Source organism: Thermosulfurimonas dismutans, from assembly GCF_001652585.1.
GTDB classification, from domain to species: Bacteria; Desulfobacterota; Thermodesulfobacteria; order Thermodesulfobacteriales; family Thermodesulfobacteriaceae; genus Thermosulfurimonas; species Thermosulfurimonas dismutans.
Window position 1 is genome coordinate 1 of the sequence record NZ_LWLG01000018.1, and the last position, 16,041, is coordinate 16,041.

Below are 16,041 nucleotides of genomic sequence, written 5' to 3' on the forward strand. Positions count from 1 at the left end.
AGTGGGGGCTGAGTAATGGCAAAAAAGGGAGAGGCTAGGGTTATTATTCATCTTCAATGTACGGAGTGCAAGCGCCGGAACTATACTACTACTAAAAATCGTCGTAACACTCCTGATAGGCTGGAATTGAAAAAATATTGTCCTTGGGATAGGAAGCACACCCTCCATAGGGAGGTTAAAGTAAAATAAGGCAGGCCAGTAGCTCGAACTGGTAGAGCACCGGACTCCAAATCCGGGGGTTGGGGGTTCGAATCCTCCCTGGCCTGCCATTTTTTTGATGCTCGTAAAGAGGGGGTTATGCCTAAGGTTTCGAGGGCTAAAAAGCGCAAAGTTTCTGGTGAGAGAGTCACCTATCTTAAAGATATTAAGCGTCAAGGTCTTGTATCTAACAGTTTGCAATTTTTGAAAGAGGTCAAGGTTGAGTTTAAAAAGATTACCTGGCCTTCTCGGAAACAGACTATGGCCACTACCGCGGCGGTGCTTTCATTTACGCTTTTTATCGCCTTTTATCTTGGTTTAGTGGATCTTATTCTTTCTAAAATAGTCCAATGGTTGGTGTATTAAGATGTCGAATTGGTATGTAGTTTACGTTTGGGCAGGAAAGGAAAGGGAGGTCAAGGAAACCCTTCCCAGGCTTTTTGCGGAAGCCGGACTTATGGACGCCCTAGAGGAAGTAGTTGTACCGCCGGAAAAAATAATTGAGGTGGTTTTTAGCCCTGAAAAACACGTTTCTAGGAGATTTTATCCCGGGTATATCCTGGTGAAGCTTGCTGCAGGTGACGAGGCTTTTGCCATCTTGCGAAAAGCCGAAGGTGTGGTAGGGATAATGGGCGACGGCAAGCCGGTGCCTCTCTCGGAAGAGGAGGCTCGGAAGTTCCTTGAACAGATTTCGGTTGAGGAGATAAAGCCTAAACCACGGTATCAATTTATGCCTGGGGATCGGGTGCGGATTACCGAAGGGCCTTTTGCTAACTTTCATGGAGTAGTGGACGAAGTTAAACCGGATAAAGGAAAAGTTAAGGTGTTGGTGAGTATTTTTGGGCGTGAGACGCCGGTTGAGATTGAGTTTGCCCATGTGCAGAAGATATAAGGAAGGGGTGAGAGAGAATGGCTAAGAAGGTGATAGGGGTAGTCAAGCTCCAACTTCCTGCCGGACAGGCCAACCCGGCGCCGCCGGTAGGTCCGGCTCTTGGTCAGTATGGTGTGAATATCATGGAATTCTGTAAGGCCTTTAATGCCAAGACTAAGGGCCAGGAAGGCATGATCATTCCGGCGGTGATTACTATTTATGCTGATCGTTCCTTTACCTTTGAGCTCAAGACTCCGCCGGCTTCGGTGCTTTTGAAAAAGGCGGCTGGGGTGGAGAAGGGGGCTCATAACCCCAAGAAAGAGGTTGTGGGGCAGGTTACGCGTAAACAGGTGGAAGAGATTGCTAAAATGAAGATGAAGGATCTTAATGCGGCCAGTCTTGAGGCCGCTATGCGGATGATAGAAGGTACGGCCAAAAGCATGGGTATAGAGATTGTGGATTGAGGTGAGGGATCATGGCGAAGAGGGGAAAGAAGTATCGTGAGGCCCTGGCTAAGGTTGATCGGACAAAGAGATATACTTTTGAAGAGGCTGTAAAACTGGCCCTTGAGAATGCGTATGCCAACTTTGATGAAACCGTGGATGTGGCCGTGGTCTTGGGGGTGGATCCTCGGCACGCGGATCAGATGGTGAGAGGGTCGGTAGTTCTCCCGCATGGTACTGGCAAAAGTGCTCGAGTGGTGGTTTTTGCCAAGGGGGACAAGGCTAAAGAGGCGGAGGCTGCGGGTGCGGATTATGTAGGGGCTGAGGATTTGATCAAGAAAATTCAGGATGGATGGTTGGATTTTGATAAAGCGGTGGCTACTCCGGATATGATGCCGCTTGTGGGGCGGATTGGAAAGATTCTTGGTCCGCGGGGGCTCATGCCCAGTGCTAAGACCGGGACGGTTACCTTTGACGTGGCTAGGGCGGTTAAGGAGATTAAGGCTGGTAAGGTGGATTTTAAGGTGGATCGTGCGGGTGTAGTGCATGTTCCTTTGGGGAAGGTTTCTTTTGGAGAAAAGAAAATCCTTGAAAATATGGCGGCCTTTTTCGACGCCCTTTTGAGGGCCAAGCCTTCGGCTGCCAAAGGACAATATATTAAGAACATAACTGTTTCTACTACTATGGGGCCGGGTATTAAGGTTGACCCGGCGGATGTAAGGAATCTGGTTAGCAAGTATCAGGCTGAATAGGTCTCAGGGTATCCCTCCCTCGGTTTTCTTCTCAGGGAGGTTACCCTGAGTCGAAGAAGGCAGGTATGCCGGAAGGCATTTAAACGGCATAAGCCGGCCTGCTGAGGCGAAAGGGTGACCTTCGTCTTGAACACGTAAAAAGTTTATAAGGAGGCTTACGGTGCTTACCCGAGCCCAAAAGGAAGAGCTGGTCAAAAATTTAAGAGAAAAGTTTGAGAAGGCGCAGGCGGTTTTTGTGACTTCTTTTCATGGTTTAACGGTAGCTGAGAGTAATGAACTCCGAAAGAGTTTGCGGGAATCTGGGGCGGAGTATCGGGTGGTCAAGAATACCCTTTTGAAGATTGCTTCTGCAGAGACCCCGGCTGAGCCTATCAAGGATTTTATTGAAGGACCTACAGGGGTCGCTATTGCCTACGAGGATCCGGTGGCGGTGGCAAAAATCCTCAGCGAGTTTGTTGAGGATCATGAAGCCTTGGTGTTAAGGGGAGCGGTTCTTCAGGGGAAGCCGATTACGGTAGAAGGTATAAAGGCCCTGGCCAAGCTTCCGCCGAAGGAGATCCTTATGGCCCAGCTCCTGGGGCTTCTCCAGGCCCCGCCGGCCAAGCTGGTACAGCTCTTGGCCAATGTCTTGCGGTCGTTCCTTTATGTGCTCAAGGCTATTGAGGAGAAAAAGGCCCAATCTGGCCAGAATTAATCAAATAAGAAGGAGGAGAAACAATGGCGGTAACCAAGGAAGAGGTGATCGAGTTTATTGCCAACATGAGTGTGCTTGAACTTTCAGAATTCATTAAAGAGCTCGAGGAGAAATTTGGAGTGAGCGCGGCCGCTCCGGTGGCGGCGGTAGCAGCGGCTCCTGGGGTGGCTGCCGGCGCCGAAGCTGCTCCGGCTGAAGAGAAGACCGAATTTGATGTTATCCTGGCGGATGTAGGGGGTAATAAGATCCAGGTCATTAAAGAGGTTCGGGCTATTACAGGTTTGGGCCTTAAAGAGGCCAAGGATCTGGTGGAAAGTGCTCCCAAGCCCATTAAAGAGGGTGTCTCCAAGGAAGAGGCCGAGGAGATCAAAAAGAAGCTTGAAGCAGTTGGCGCTAAGGTAGAAATTAAGTAAAATAAAATTATTAGGGATATTTGTGGTATAAAAAGAGGGCTTTTCCCCAAAATGGGGGAAGCCCTTCTTGTGTTTTGAAAACCAAAAGAGGGAGGCGAGTCACGCCATGGAAACTCCGCTTATTGTTCCCGGAAGAATAAGAAGGAATTTCGGGAAAGTCAAACCACCAATAGATGTCCCTTATCTTATTGCTCTGCCCAAGCAATCCTATGCCGAATTCCTGCAGATGGACGTGGGGGCAGGGGCCCGGAAAGATAAAGGAATTCAAGCGGCCTTGAAGGAAGTCTTTCCTATTAAAGATTTTACCGGCTCGGCGGAATTGGAGTTCGTGGACTATGAAATTCTTCCGCCGGAATACAGCCCCGAGGAGTGCCGGGAAAAGGGGCTGACCTATGAAGCCCTGATGAAGTTGAGGGTAAGGCTTATTACTTATGATGTGGATCCCGAAAGCGAGACTCGAAACATTAGGGATATCAAAGAACAAGAGATCTTTTTTGGGACCGTACCGCTGATGACCGATGACGGTCGATTTATCGTAAACGGCACCGAGAGGGTGGTGGTCAATCAGCTTCAGCGTTCCGCGGGCGTCTTTTTTGCCCATGACAAAGGCAAGGCCCATGCTGGAAAGATTGTCTATACCGCTAGGATCATTCCGGTGAGAGGATCTTGGTTGGATTTCGAATATGATCACCGGGGAAGATTGCTCGCCCGCATCGACCGCCGTAAGAACTTTACGGCTACCACTTTCCTCAAGGCTATGGGCCTCACGGAAGAAGAAATTCTGAATTACTTCTATCCCCGAGAGAAGTTTTTGATTTATCCGGATCGCATTGAAAAAGAAATCAATCCCGAGGTATTTCTGACCCAGAAGGTTTCGTTGGATATCGTACATCCGGAGACAGGCGAGGTCATTCTTAAAAAAGGGCGTAAGGTTACCAAAGCGGCCCTACGAAAACTTCAAGAAGCTGGTTTGAGGTCCGTTCCGGTCCTTGAAGAGGATTTTATTGGACGGATTGCAGCTCGTGACGTGGTGGATCCAGAGACCGGCGAGGTGATTGTGGCCTGTAATGAGGAGATTACTCGAGAGAAGCTCGAAAAGCTCAGGAAACTTGAGATTCGAGAGGTGGAATGTCTTTATATAGACATTCATCGTTATACCCGGGCTCTGAGGGATACTTTAAAACAGGACAAGGTCAAGACCCGCGAGGAGGCCCTCATTGAGATCTATAAGAAGATGAGGCCTTCTAGTCCGGCGACCATCGAGGTAGCTGAACCCTATTTCCGCTCCCTGTTCTTTGATCCCGAGACTTACGATCTTTCGGAGGTGGGCCGCTATAAAATTAACCTTCGTTTGGGGCTCGATATTCCCATCACCCAAAGGGTCCTTACCAAAGAGGATGTGCTGGCCATTTTGAAAGAGCTTATTCGGCTTAAAGAGACTCAGGGTGAAGGTGACGATATCGATCATCTTGGAAATCGAAGGGTGAGGGCGGTCGGAGAGTTGGTGGAGAACCAGTACCGGGTGGGTTTGGTACGGATGGAACGGGCTGTCAAGGAGCGCATGACCCTTCAAGACGTGGAAGCCCTGATGCCAAACGACCTCATTAATCCCAAACCCGTTTCCGCAGCCTTAAAGGAATTTTTCGCGCAAGGTCAGCTCTCCCAGTTTATGGATCAGACCAATCCCCTCTCCATGATTACCCACAAACGCCGGCTTTCGGCCTTAGGGCCTGGGGGGCTTACTCGGGAACGGGCCGGCTTCGAGGTCCGTGACGTGCATCCTTCCCATTATGGCCGAATCTGTCCTATTGAGACTCCGGAAGGTCCCAACATCGGTTTGATCGTTTCTATGGCCACCTATGCCCGGGCCAATCCTTACGGTTTTCTGGAGACTCCATATCGTTTGGTTAAGAAAGGAAAAGTTACCGATCAGGTCATCTATCTCAACGCCGCCGAGGAGAAGGATTTGGTTATCGCTCAGTCCACTATTCGAATCGATAAAGACGGCCAGATCCTAGATGAAGTGGTTCCGGCCAGGCAGGGTAGCGAGTTTGTGATGGCTCGGCGCGAGGAGGTGGATCTGGTGGATCTGGTTCCGGCTCAGGTGGTAAGCGTTTCTTCCTCCCTTATCCCCTTCCTTGAGCATGACGACGCCAACCGAGCGCTTATGGGGTCTAACATGCAGCGCCAGGCGGTACCTCTTATTAAGACGGAGGCTCCGCTGGTAGGCTCTGGCATGGAAAAGATCGCCGCTCGGGATTCTGGAATGGTCATTCTTGCCGAAAGGGACGGGGTGGTAGAGGATGTGGATGCTACCAGGATTGTAGTGCGTTATGAAGGGCAGAACGGGGAGTTCCCGGAGGTCAAGATCTACTCTCTTATGAAATGGCGGCGTTCCAATCAGAATACGACCTTTAACCAGAAGCCCAGAGTTCGACCCGGTCAGAGGGTAAGGAAGGGTGAGGTGCTGGCCGATGGTCCATCTACGGACAGGGGAGAGTTGGCTCTAGGAAGGAACGTGCTGGTGGCCTTTATGCCCTGGCGAGGTTACAACTTTGAGGACTCTATTGTCATTTCGGAGCGTCTGGTAAGGGATGACGTTTACACTTCCATTCATATTGAAGAGTTTGAGTGTGTAGCTCGGGAGACCAAGCTTGGTCGGGAGGAGATTACGCGAGATATTCCGAACGTCAGCGAGGAGGCCCTAGCTAACCTGGATGAGAGCGGGATCGTCAAGATTGGGGCTTATGTGAGGCCGGGAGACATCTTGGTAGGCAAGGTTACCCCGAAAGGTGAGGTCCAGCTTACTCCGGAGGAAAAGCTTCTCCGGGCCATCTTTGGTGAGAAGGCCAGCGATGTGAAGGACACCTCCCTCCGGGTGCCGGCCGGGATCGAGGGGATAGTGATAGACACCAAGGTGTTTACCCGTCGCGGGGTGGAAAAGGATGCTCGAGCCTTGCAAAAGGAGGCTGAGAAGAAGGCCAGACTAGACAAAGATGAGGCCGATTATATTGAGATTTTGAGGCGTTCTACCCTCAAGATCCTCGAAGAAATCCTGGTAGGCGAAAAGGCGGCGGCTACCTTGAAGAACGAGGATGGCGAGGAGGTTATCGCACGCGGAGCTACCATTACCAAAGAAGTTTTGGAGCAGATCTCTCTCAATCGTCTGCGCGAGATCGCTCCCAAAAAGGTGAAGGCTACGGTGGACGATATCCTTAAGAATTTTGAGGTTCGCGTGGCCCAGATTAAGCATGAATTCGAGCGACGTAGGGCCAGGCTGACCAAAGGGGACGAACTTCCGCCTGGGGTGCTCAAGGTGGTTAAGGTGTACGTGGCCATGAAACGCAAGCTCCAGCCCGGGGATAAGATGGCCGGCCGTCACGGAAATAAGGGTGTTATATCTAAAGTGGTACCTATTGAAGATATGCCTTATATGCCGGATGGCACACCGGTGGATATGATCCTTTCTCCTCTCGGTGTGCCCTCTCGTATGAACATTGGACAGATCCTTGAGACCCATATGGGGTGGGCCTGTAAGGAGATAGGACGAAAGCTTGCTCGTTTGGCCGAAAGGCATCAGGTGGAGGCCGTAAAAGACCTCCTGAAGAAACTCTTTAGTCCTGAGGAATATGAAGAGCTGATCCAGGGTAAGAGCGACGAGGAGATCTTGGATATGGCCATGGCCTTTGCGGAAGGTCTTCCGATTGCTACTCCGGTCTTCGATGGCGCTAAGGAACCTCAGATCAAAGAGTGGTTGCGGGAGGCTGGACTTTCTGAAACCGGACAGACCGTACTTTACAACGGGCTTACCGGTGAACCCTTTAGAGAGCCGGTGACCGTGGGTTACATGTACATGTTAAAGCTCCACCACTTGGTGGATGACAAGATCCACGCCCGGGCTACTGGACCTTATTCTCTTATCACCCAGCAGCCCTTGGGCGGTAAGGCCCAGTTCGGTGGTCAGCGTTTGGGTGAGATGGAAGTCTGGGCCATGGAGGCCTACGGTGCGGCTTATGCCCTCCAGGAATTCCTTACGGTCAAGAGCGACGACGTTACCGGAAGGACCCGGATGTACGAAAAGATCGTGAAAGGGGATAATTTCCTTGAGCCTGGGCTTCCGGAAAGCTTCAAGGTCCTGGTCAAGGAACTGCAGGGGCTTTGCTTGGATGTAGAAACCATTGAGGAATAAAGCCCTTTAGGGAGGTGTTAGCTTATGGAGGAACTCTTTTCCTATTTCACTAAACCCAAAGACCCTATGAATATAAAGGCCATCCGGTTGGGGCTGGCCTCCCCGGAAAAGATCCGGGAATGGAGCCACGGAGAGGTCAAGAAACCGGAGACCATAAATTACCGTACCCTCAAGCCTGAAAGGGACGGTCTTTTCTGTGCCAAAATCTTTGGTCCGGTCAAGGACTATGAGTGTCTGTGCGGAAAATACAAACGCATGAAACACCGGGGCGTGATCTGTGAAAAGTGCGGAGTAGAGGTCATCCAGAGCAAGGTCCGTCGTGAGCGTATGGGCCATATCGAACTGGCGGCCCCGGTGGCCCATATCTGGTTTCTGCGCAGTGTGCCCAGCAAAATCGGCTCCCTTCTCGATCTTACTCTGAAGGAGCTGGAATCCGTCCTCTACTTTGAGAGATATATCGTGATAGAGAGCGAGGTTCCGGAAATCCCGCCTAGGAAAGTGCTTACCGAGGAACAGGTCCAGGCCCTTCGCCAGAAATACGGGGACAAATTCCGGGTAGGCATGGGGGCCGAGGCCATCCGCGAGATCCTGCGGAATCTAAATCTAGAGGAGTTGTCCCAGGAAATTCGGGAGGAGATGCAAAAGACGAAGAGCGAGGCCCGGCGCAAGAAATTGGGCAAGCGCCTCCGGATCGTAGAGGCTCTTCGGACCTCCGGCAACAAGCCTGAGTGGATGATCCTGGAGGTCCTGCCGGTCATTCCTCCGGAGTTAAGGCCTCTGGTACCCCTTGAGGGCGGACGCTTCGCGACTTCGGACCTCAACGACCTCTATCGGCGGGTCATCAACCGTAACAACCGTCTCAAGCGTCTCATGGATTTGGATGCCCCTGAGGTCATCATCCGTAACGAGATGCGGATGCTTCAGGAGGCTGTGGACACCCTTTTTGACAATGGTCGTCGGGGACGCCCGGTGACCGGTCCCAACCGCAGGCCCTTGAAGAGTCTTTCGGACATGCTTAAAGGCAAGCAAGGTCGTTTCCGTCAGAACCTTCTCGGAAAACGGGTGGATTTTTCCGGGCGTTCGGTGATCGTGGCCGGACCGGAACTTCGTATGCACCAATGCGGGCTCCCCAAAAAGATGGCCATCGAGCTCTTCAAGCCCTTTATTTATCACTGGCTTGAGAAAAACGGTTACGCCACCACCATTAAGACCGCTAAGCGCCTGGTGGAACAAGAGGATCCCTTGGTCTGGGACGCCCTGGAGGAGATCGTCAAAGAGTTCCCTATCATGTTGAACCGGGCACCCACCCTGCACCGGTTGGGCATTCAGGCCTTTGAGCCTGTGCTCATCGACAGTAAGGCCATCCAGCTTCATCCCCTAGTCTGCGTGGCCTACAACGCCGACTTCGACGGGGACCAGATGGCGGTTCACGTGCCGCTTTCGGTGGAGGCCCAGACCGAATGTCGGGTGCTCATGCTCTCTACCAACAATATCCTCCTTCCGGCCAGTGGTATCCCGGTGGTCTATCCTACGCAGGACATGGTTCTGGGGATCTTCTACATGACCCTTGAACGTCCCTTTGCCAAAGGAGAAGGCAAGGTTTTTCGGGATCGAGAGGAGGCCATCTTGGCCTATCAGGAAGGGGCCATTGATCTTCAAGCCAAGATCAAGGTCAGGATGGATGGCAAGCTGGTGGAGACCACGGTGGGAAGGATCATCTTCTCGACCATTGTGCCGGAAGAGATTCCCTTTGAGGAATACAATAAACCCCTTCGAAAGAAGGAACTCCAAAAGCTGATCGATCTTTCCTATCGCCAAGCCGGGCCTAAAAAGACCGTGATTTTTGCGGACCGGATGAAGGATATGGGGTATCAGTTGGCTACCGAGGCCGGTCTTTCCATCTGTGTGGATTATCTCACCATTCCGAAAAAGAAGGCCGAGATCTTGGCCGAGGCCGAGAAGAAGGTTCAGGAGATCTTGAAACAGTATCAGGAAGGACTCATTACCGACGGCGAACGTTACAACAAGACGGTGGATATCTGGGCCACGGCTACGGAGCGGGTTACTCAAGAGATGATCAAGGAGATGGAGACCGGGGAGTATGTAGGACCGGATGGTAAGAAGGTCATCGGTCCTAGCATGAACCCGGTGTACATCATGGCCTACTCCGGAGCCCGAGGCTCCATCGACCAGATCCGACAGCTTGCGGGTATGCGGGGTCTCATGGCCAAGCCTTCGGGTGAGATCATTGAGACCCCCATTAAGAGCAACTTCCGGGAAGGTCTTTCGGTTCTGGAATACTTCGTATCTACCCACGGAGCCCGTAAGGGACTTGCGGATACGGCCCTTAAGACCGCTAACGCCGGATACCTTACCCGGCGTCTGGTGGACGTGGCCCAGGACTGCACTATTGTGGAAGAAGATTGCGGTACCATTGACGGCATCGAGGTTGGACACTTGATCGAGGCCGGAGAGATCATGGAGCCGGTCTGGGATCGAGTGTTCGGAAGGGTAGCCCTTGAAGACATAGTGGATCCGGTAACCGGAGAGGTCTTGGTGCGGGCCAACGAGGAAATCGACGAGGAGGCAGTTAAAAAGCTCCGGGAGGCCGGAATCGAAAAGGTGGCCATCCGCTCGGTGCTTACCTGTCAGAGCCGTTACGGGGTGTGTGCAAAGTGCTATGGTCGAGATCTGGCCACCGGACGTATGGTGGAGATCGGAGAGGCCGTAGGAGTCATCGCGGCCCAGTCCATCGGAGAACCTGGAACCCAGCTCACCATGCGTACCTTCCATATCGGAGGAACGGCCAGCCGGGCCGTGGAACAGAGCGAGCACCGGGCCCAGACCCAGGGGCAAATAAAGTTCATCAATCTACGCACCGTGCGGGGACGGGACGGGGCCCTGGTAGCCCTCAACCGTCAGGGCGAGATCGCGGTGGTGGCCCCGGATGGCCGCGAAAAAGAAAGATATCCCGTGGTTTACGGGGCCAAGATCCGGGTGGATGAAGGTCAAGAGGTCAAACCTGGAGATCTTCTAGTGGAATGGGATCCTTTCACCAACCCCATCGTCACCGAGGTCTCCGGTAAGGTCAAGTTCGGAGACATAATTGACGGGGTAACGGTGGATGAGCGTACCGATCCCATCACCGGTAAAGTGAGCATCATCGTACGGGAATACAAGCTTACGGATTACCGGCCGAGGATCTCCATTAAGGACGAACGTGGGCGTACTAAGAAGCTACCTTCGGGCCGTGGTCAGGCTCGGTATCTCCTTCCGGTGGGGGCCATTCTTACGGTCCAGGAGGGCGATTATGTAGAGGCTGGTGACGTAATCGCCAAGATTCCGAGGGAAACCGTAAAGACCAAGGACATTACTGGTGGTCTTCCCCGGGTAGCAGAACTCTTTGAGGCCCGCAAACCCAAAGACTACGCCATCATCAGTGAAATCGAAGGAGAGGTGATTTTTGAAAAGGAGATGAAGGGTAAGCGGAAGATCGTGGTGAAGCCGGAGGTCGGAGAAGCCAAAGAATACCTAGTTCCCAAGGGTAAGTACCTTGCGGTTCAGGAAGGTGATTATATTCGAGCCGGTGATCCCCTGATTGAAGGTTCGCCCAATCCCCATGATATCCTCCGGGTAAAGGGTATCAAGGAACTGGCCAAATTTCTGGTGGAGGAAATCCAGGAGGTCTATCGTCTTCAAGGAGTTCGCATCAACGACAAACATTTTGAGGTCATCGTGCGGCAGATGCTCAAAAAGGTCAAGATCAAGGAGACCGGGGATACCCATTTCATGATCGGTGAGCTGGTAGATCGAGCCGTATTTGAGGAGGAAAACGAGAAGGTCCTGGCCCAGGGCGGAAGACCGGCGGTGGCGGAACCGGTGGTCCTGGGTATCACCAAGGCCTCGCTTTCGACCGAAAGCTGGTTGTCCGCGGCCTCCTTCCAGGAGACCACCCGGGTGCTTACCGATGCCGCCCTGGCCGGCAAGGTGGATTACCTGCGAGGTCTAAAAGAGAACGTGATCATCGGGCGACTGATTCCTGCCGGAACCGGAAGGGTCTATTATGACCTGCGGGCCGAGGAGAAGCAGAAAGCGCTTGAAGCTAAACCTTCGGCGGAGTTGCCTTTCTAAAGGGAAAGAGCGGCCCATATCGGGCCGCTCTTTCCTTATTCTTTGAAGACCGAAGGCCAAAAGTTAATTATTCCGCTGCCTCCTTAAGCTTTTCGAGCCTTTTTATGAGGGTATGACAATCTGGGGCGGTAAGTAAAGGGGGAAGGAAACGTTTCCTGTTAGGCAGGCCTTTGAAGAGCTGGGCGAGCAGGGCCTTTATCTTCTTACAGGCCGTTTCCTTCCGAAAGACTTCAAACATGAGAGTGAGAAGCTCCAGGGCAAAATTAACCCTTTCGATGAGTCCGATGGCGAGCGCTTTCCTCGCCCGGTACTCCTGGAAGATCCAGGGGTTTTTGAGGGCCGCCCGGCCCACCATGACGGCCCGTACTCCGGTTTCGCAAAACATGCGTTCAATGTCCCGCCAATTTCCGATGTCTCCGTTTCCGATCACGAAGATATTCTCACCGACAAGCCTTGCTAAGTCTCGGATGCGTTCCCAGCGGGCTTGGCCGGAAAAGCCTTCCACCGCAAGCCTGGGGTGAAGGACGAGGGTCGAAACTCCGGCCCGCACCAGTCTTTCGGTAATCTCTTCCAGACGGTCTCGACCCCAGCCCAGACGAAACTTGGCCGAGACCGGTATTCCGTAGGCCTTTCCAGCAGCGACCAAGGCCTCGGCACAGGCCTCCATGCGCGAGAGATCTTTAAGCAACCCGGCTCCGGCTCCCCGCGAGGCCACCTTCTTTACGGAACAGCCCAGATTGAGGTCGAGTCCGTCGGGTTTCAGGGTCCGGGCTACGATCAAGCCTGCCTGATAGATCTTTTCGGGATCGTTTCCGAAAAGCTGGATTGTGATCGGTCTTTCCTCGGCAGTGAAGAAGAGTAGGGGCTCTCCAAGCCCCTTTTTCAGGATCATGTCGGCACTTATAAGCTCGGTCCAGGTACGGTCGGCCCCTAACCTTCTTGCAAGGCGTCTGAAAGGTGAGTGGGTAAAGCCCGCCAGAGGAGCTAAGATGACCTCGCCCACTACTTCACTTTTACTTTGAAAAACCGCTTTTTCCCGATGCGGAAGTAGTATTCTCCAGGACGAAATTCGAAATTTTCGTCTCTAAGGGCCTCTCCGTCCATCAATTTAACGGCTCCTTGGGTGATGAGGCGTTTGGCCTCCGAGGTGCTTTTGGTAAAGCCCTTTTCTTTGAGGAGTTGTGGAAGCCAGATTACCCCCGGTGAGACCTCTACCTCCGGAATATCTTTTGGGATCTCCTTTCGGGCAAAGACTCGTTCAAACTCCTCGGCGGCCTCGCGGGCTGCGGCCTCGGAATGGAATTGGGCCACGATGAGCATGGCCAGGCGCTTTTTGACTTCCTTGGGATGTTCCCGTCCTTCCGCTACGGCCTGCTTTAGTCTTTCCACTTCGTCAAGGGGAATGTCGGTCAAAAGCTCGTAGTATCGCCACATGAGATCATCCGAAATGGACATGAGTTTTCCGAACATCTCCTGTGGGGGTTCCATGATGCCCACGTAGTTTCCGAGACTCTTGCTCATCTTCTGGACACCGTCTAGGCCCTCCAGGATGGGCACGGTGATGATGACCTGCGGCTCCTGTCCGTATTCGCGCTGAATCTCACGGCCCACCAGGAGATTGAAGAGCTGGTCTGTTCCTCCGAGCTCCACGTCGGCTTTCAAGGCCACAGAATCGTAAGCCTGGATGAGGGGATAGATCAATTCATGAATGGCGATGGGGCGGTGGGTCTCGAAGCGTTTTTTGAAGTCGTCCCTCTCAAGCATGCGGGCTACGGTGTATTTGGCACAGAGACGGATGAAGTCCTCGGCGGTCAATTTGCTCATCCATTCGCTGTTGAAGACCACCTTGGTCCTTTCGGGATCAAGGATCTTGAAGACCTGTTCGGCATAGGTTTTGGCGTTTTCCTCCACCTGTTCCCGGGTGAGCGGCGGCCGAGTTTCAGATCGGCCAGAGGGGTCTCCGATCCTGGCTGTGAAATCGCCGATCAGGAAATAGACCTCGTGGCCCAGATCCTGAAAGTGTCGCATCTTCCTCAAAAGGACGGTGTGTCCCAAATGAAGATCCGGAGCCGTGGGATCGAAACCGGCCTTGATCCTTAAAGGAGTTCCGGTTTCCTGAGCTCGTTTGAGCTTTCCAAGAAGCTCCTTTTCCTCTACCATATCTACCGTGCCGCGTCTTAGATATTCCAGGGCCTCCTCAGGGCTCAGCTTTTTCATGAGGTAAAGCCTCCTGACCCGAGATATTGCCGATTTCTTTAACTCCGTCTGAAGAAGTATTCAAGATGAGAATTAACAGATTCGTGGTAATGGTTCTCCAGTAAGTACAGGAAGGATCCGTTCGCCTCCAATGGCAGTTTTGAGAATCACGAGCGGCCGGTCGGTTTGATTCCGTACCTGGCCTATAAGGCGGGCTTCATGGCCTCCCGGAAGCTCTTTGAGGACTTGCAAGGCTTCTTCTCCCTTTCCGCGGGCCACCATCGCCACGAATCTTCCCTCGCAGGCGAGATATAAAGGGTCAAGTCCCAGGATTTCGCAACCTCCGCGTACTTCCGCCCTCACCGGAATCTCGGATTCGAGAAGCTCTATCTCTACCTTGGCCTCTTGGGCGAGCTCGTTTACCGTGGTAGCGAGTCCTCCCCGGGTGGGGTCCCTCAGGGCGTGAACCGCTGGGCCGAGGGCTTTGAGTAGAGCCTCCACCAGGGGCCATACCGGGGCGGAATCGCTTCGGAGGCCTTTTAAAGGAAGACTCTCCCTTGCGGAAAGTACTGCCAGACCGTGCTCTCCGATGGGACCGGAGACCAAGATTTCGTCTCCAGGTTCGATCCTTCGCGGATGAGGATAAGGATCGGCAAGGATTTCTCCCATTCCGGTGGTGGTGATGAATATGCGATCACCTTTGCCTTTGGGCACAACTTTGGTGTCTCCACAGACAATCTTCACTCCGATTTCCTCGGCGGCCCGGGCCATAGAGAGGACAATCCTTTTGAGATCAGCCAGTGGCAGGCCCTCTTCCAAAATGAAACCACAGGCGAGATAGAGGGGCCTGGCTCCCACCATGGCTAAATCGTTTACGGTGCCGTGGACCGCAAGGGATCCGAGGTCTCCTCCAGGAAAAAAAATGGGATCCACTACGAAGCTGTCGGTGGTAAAGGCCAGAGGCCCGGAGTGGGTTCCCAGAATCGCGGAGTCTAGAAAACCTTCTCCGGAAGCCTCAAAGGCGGAGTAAAAGATCTCCCTTATAAGCCTGTGGGTGGCCCGACCTCCGCTTCCGTGATCAAGGAGGATGTAATCCCTATCGCCAGACGCCATCTATCTTCGCCCCACAGTCCGGACAGGTGCCTTCAGGCGTGATCTCGTTTTTGAGAATCCTGAAACCGTACCTCTCGATGAGGAGTTTTTCACAGGACCAGCAGTAGGTATTTTCGCCCTTATCTCCGGGAACGTTTCCGGTGTATACATACTTTAGTCCCTCTTCCCGGCCGATGTAATAGGCCTTCTGAAGGATTTCCACCGGGGTGGGCGGCCTGGTTAGAAGCTTGTAAGTGGGATAGAAGCGGGTTACGTGCCAGGGGGTCCCAGGTCCGAGCTCTTCCCGGATGAAACGAGCCATCTCCCGTAGCTCCTCGGGATCATCATTTTCTCCAGGTATGATGAGGGTAGTGACCTCAAGCCAGACCCCCTGCCTTTTTAGATATTTCAAGGTCTCAAGCACGGGCTTCAGACGAGCCTTGCAGTGTCTATGGTAAAAGTCTTCGGTAAAGGCCTTAAGATCTATATTGGCTCCGTGGAGATGGGGATAGATAGTCTCTAAGGTCTCCGGTGTCATATAACCGTTTGAAACGAAGACGTTCTTTAATCCCCTTTCGCTCGCCAGCCGGGCGCAATCATAGGCGAACTCAAAATAGATGGTAGGTTCGGTGTAGGTGTAAGAGATGGATTTGGAGCCGGAACTTAAGGCGGCCTCAACTACCTGCTCGGCAGAGAGGTCCTCTCCTGTGACATATCCGTAGTGGCGCGGAAATTGGGAGATTTCAAAATTCTGACAGAAGTCACACTGGAGATTGCAGCCTACAGTGGCTATGGAATAACTCAAAGTTCCAGGAAGAAAATGAAAAAGAGGCTTCTTCTCAATAGGATCTACATGGTGGGCGATAACTTTGCCGTACGCTAGGCTATAAAGCACCCCCTCCTCGTTTTTCCTGACTCCGCAGATCCCCGTCTTCCCAGGAGGTATGCGGCAACGGTGTGAACAAAGATTACATTTAACATCCCGATTGTCTAGCTTTTCGTAAAGAAGGGCTTCTCGCATTTTTGAGACCTCTTTTTCTTTTAAAATAGGCCCTATCAGGC

The 16,041-nt window shown here is 52.7% G+C and carries 13 protein-coding genes and 1 tRNA gene; 10 read left to right on the top strand and 4 right to left on the bottom strand.

Annotated features, from left to right (window positions below; genetic code table 11):
- Positions 1-15 precede the first annotated feature (15 nt).
- From rpmG to rpoC, 10 genes are all read left to right on the top strand, one after another.
- Positions 16-189 (top strand): 50S ribosomal protein L33, encoded by a 174-nt coding sequence (rpmG, locus tag TDIS_RS10905; protein WP_084271057.1) that lies wholly within the window; start codon positions 16-18, stop codon positions 187-189.
- Between the two features lie 3 nt (positions 190-192).
- Positions 193-269, top strand: a tRNA-Trp gene (locus TDIS_RS09380).
- Positions 270-297: 28 nt separating this feature from the next.
- Positions 298-564, top strand: coding sequence for a preprotein translocase subunit SecE (secE, locus tag TDIS_RS09385; RefSeq protein WP_084271058.1), 267 nt, complete (start codon positions 298-300; stop codon positions 562-564).
- 1 nt (position 565) lies between these two features.
- Complete coding sequence (nusG, locus tag TDIS_RS09390) at positions 566-1,090, top strand: transcription termination/antitermination protein NusG (RefSeq protein ID WP_068671633.1); 525 nt, start codon at positions 566-568, stop codon at positions 1,088-1,090.
- A 17-nt stretch (positions 1,091-1,107) separates the two neighbouring features.
- Complete coding sequence (rplK, locus tag TDIS_RS09395) at positions 1,108-1,533, top strand: 50S ribosomal protein L11 (protein WP_068671634.1); 426 nt, start codon at positions 1,108-1,110, stop codon at positions 1,531-1,533.
- 11 nt (positions 1,534-1,544) lie between these two features.
- Positions 1,545-2,264 carry a 50S ribosomal protein L1 gene (rplA, locus tag TDIS_RS09400; RefSeq protein WP_068671635.1) on the top strand — a complete coding sequence of 240 codons (720 nt, stop codon included), beginning with the start codon at positions 1,545-1,547 and terminating at the stop codon, positions 2,262-2,264.
- A 160-nt stretch (positions 2,265-2,424) separates the two neighbouring features.
- Positions 2,425-2,958 (top strand): 50S ribosomal protein L10, encoded by a 534-nt coding sequence (gene rplJ / locus TDIS_RS09405; RefSeq protein ID WP_068671636.1) that lies wholly within the window; start codon positions 2,425-2,427, stop codon positions 2,956-2,958.
- A 23-nt stretch (positions 2,959-2,981) separates the two neighbouring features.
- A complete protein-coding gene (gene rplL, locus TDIS_RS09410) occupies positions 2,982-3,371 on the top strand; it encodes a 50S ribosomal protein L7/L12 (RefSeq protein WP_068671637.1) in 390 nt (129 codons plus the stop codon).
- A gap of 106 nt (positions 3,372-3,477) precedes the next feature.
- A complete protein-coding gene (gene rpoB / locus TDIS_RS09415; protein WP_068671671.1) occupies positions 3,478-7,560 on the top strand; it encodes a DNA-directed RNA polymerase subunit beta in 4,083 nt (1,360 codons plus the stop codon).
- Between the two features lie 24 nt (positions 7,561-7,584).
- Positions 7,585-11,691, top strand: a complete 4,107-nt coding sequence (gene rpoC, locus TDIS_RS09420) for a DNA-directed RNA polymerase subunit beta' (RefSeq protein WP_068671638.1) — start codon at positions 7,585-7,587, stop codon at positions 11,689-11,691.
- A gap of 67 nt (positions 11,692-11,758) precedes the next feature.
- Here rpoC and TDIS_RS09425 read toward each other — a convergent pair whose 3' ends face one another.
- From TDIS_RS09425 to amrS, 4 genes are all read right to left on the bottom strand, one after another.
- The gene (locus TDIS_RS09425) at positions 11,759-12,694 is read right to left on the bottom strand and encodes a tRNA dihydrouridine synthase (RefSeq protein WP_068671639.1); all 936 of its coding nucleotides are present in this window, start codon (positions 12,692-12,694) and stop codon (positions 11,759-11,761) included.
- Entirely contained in the window at positions 12,694-13,908 is a 1,215-nt protein-coding gene (gene tyrS / locus TDIS_RS09430; RefSeq protein WP_068671640.1) for a tyrosine--tRNA ligase, read from the bottom strand. The genes TDIS_RS09425 and tyrS overlap by 1 nt, the downstream gene beginning before the upstream one ends.
- 72 nt (positions 13,909-13,980) lie before the next feature.
- Positions 13,981-15,000 (bottom strand): hydrogenase expression/formation protein HypE, encoded by a 1,020-nt coding sequence (gene hypE, locus TDIS_RS09435; RefSeq protein WP_068671641.1) that lies wholly within the window; start codon positions 14,998-15,000, stop codon positions 13,981-13,983.
- A complete protein-coding gene (gene amrS, locus TDIS_RS09440; protein ID WP_068671642.1) occupies positions 14,984-16,000 on the bottom strand; it encodes an AmmeMemoRadiSam system radical SAM enzyme in 1,017 nt (338 codons plus the stop codon). Before amrS ends, hypE begins: the two co-directional genes overlap by 17 nt.
- Positions 16,001-16,041: the final 41 nt, after the last annotated feature.

Bases quoted from the DNA above. Each gene is read 5' to 3' on its own strand.
- rpmG (WP_084271057.1), top strand. From the start codon at position 16: ATGGCAAAAAAGGGAGAGGCTAGGGTTATTATTCATCTTCAATGTACG.
- secE (WP_084271058.1), top strand. From the start codon at position 298: ATGCCTAAGGTTTCGAGGGCTAAAAAGCGCAAAGTTTCTGGTGAGAGA.
- nusG (WP_068671633.1), top strand. From the start codon at position 566: ATGTCGAATTGGTATGTAGTTTACGTTTGGGCAGGAAAGGAAAGGGAG.
- rplK (WP_068671634.1), top strand. From the start codon at position 1,108: ATGGCTAAGAAGGTGATAGGGGTAGTCAAGCTCCAACTTCCTGCCGGA.
- rplA (WP_068671635.1), top strand. From the start codon at position 1,545: ATGGCGAAGAGGGGAAAGAAGTATCGTGAGGCCCTGGCTAAGGTTGAT.
- rplL (WP_068671637.1), top strand. From the start codon at position 2,982: ATGGCGGTAACCAAGGAAGAGGTGATCGAGTTTATTGCCAACATGAGT.
- rpoB (WP_068671671.1), top strand. From the start codon at position 3,478: ATGGAAACTCCGCTTATTGTTCCCGGAAGAATAAGAAGGAATTTCGGG.
- rpoC (WP_068671638.1), top strand. From the start codon at position 7,585: ATGGAGGAACTCTTTTCCTATTTCACTAAACCCAAAGACCCTATGAAT.
- tyrS (WP_068671640.1), bottom strand. From the start codon at position 13,908: ATGAAAAAGCTGAGCCCTGAGGAGGCCCTGGAATATCTAAGACGCGGC.
- hypE (WP_068671641.1), bottom strand. From the start codon at position 15,000: ATGGCGTCTGGCGATAGGGATTACATCCTCCTTGATCACGGAAGCGGA.
- amrS (WP_068671642.1), bottom strand. From the start codon at position 16,000: ATGCGAGAAGCCCTTCTTTACGAAAAGCTAGACAATCGGGATGTTAAA.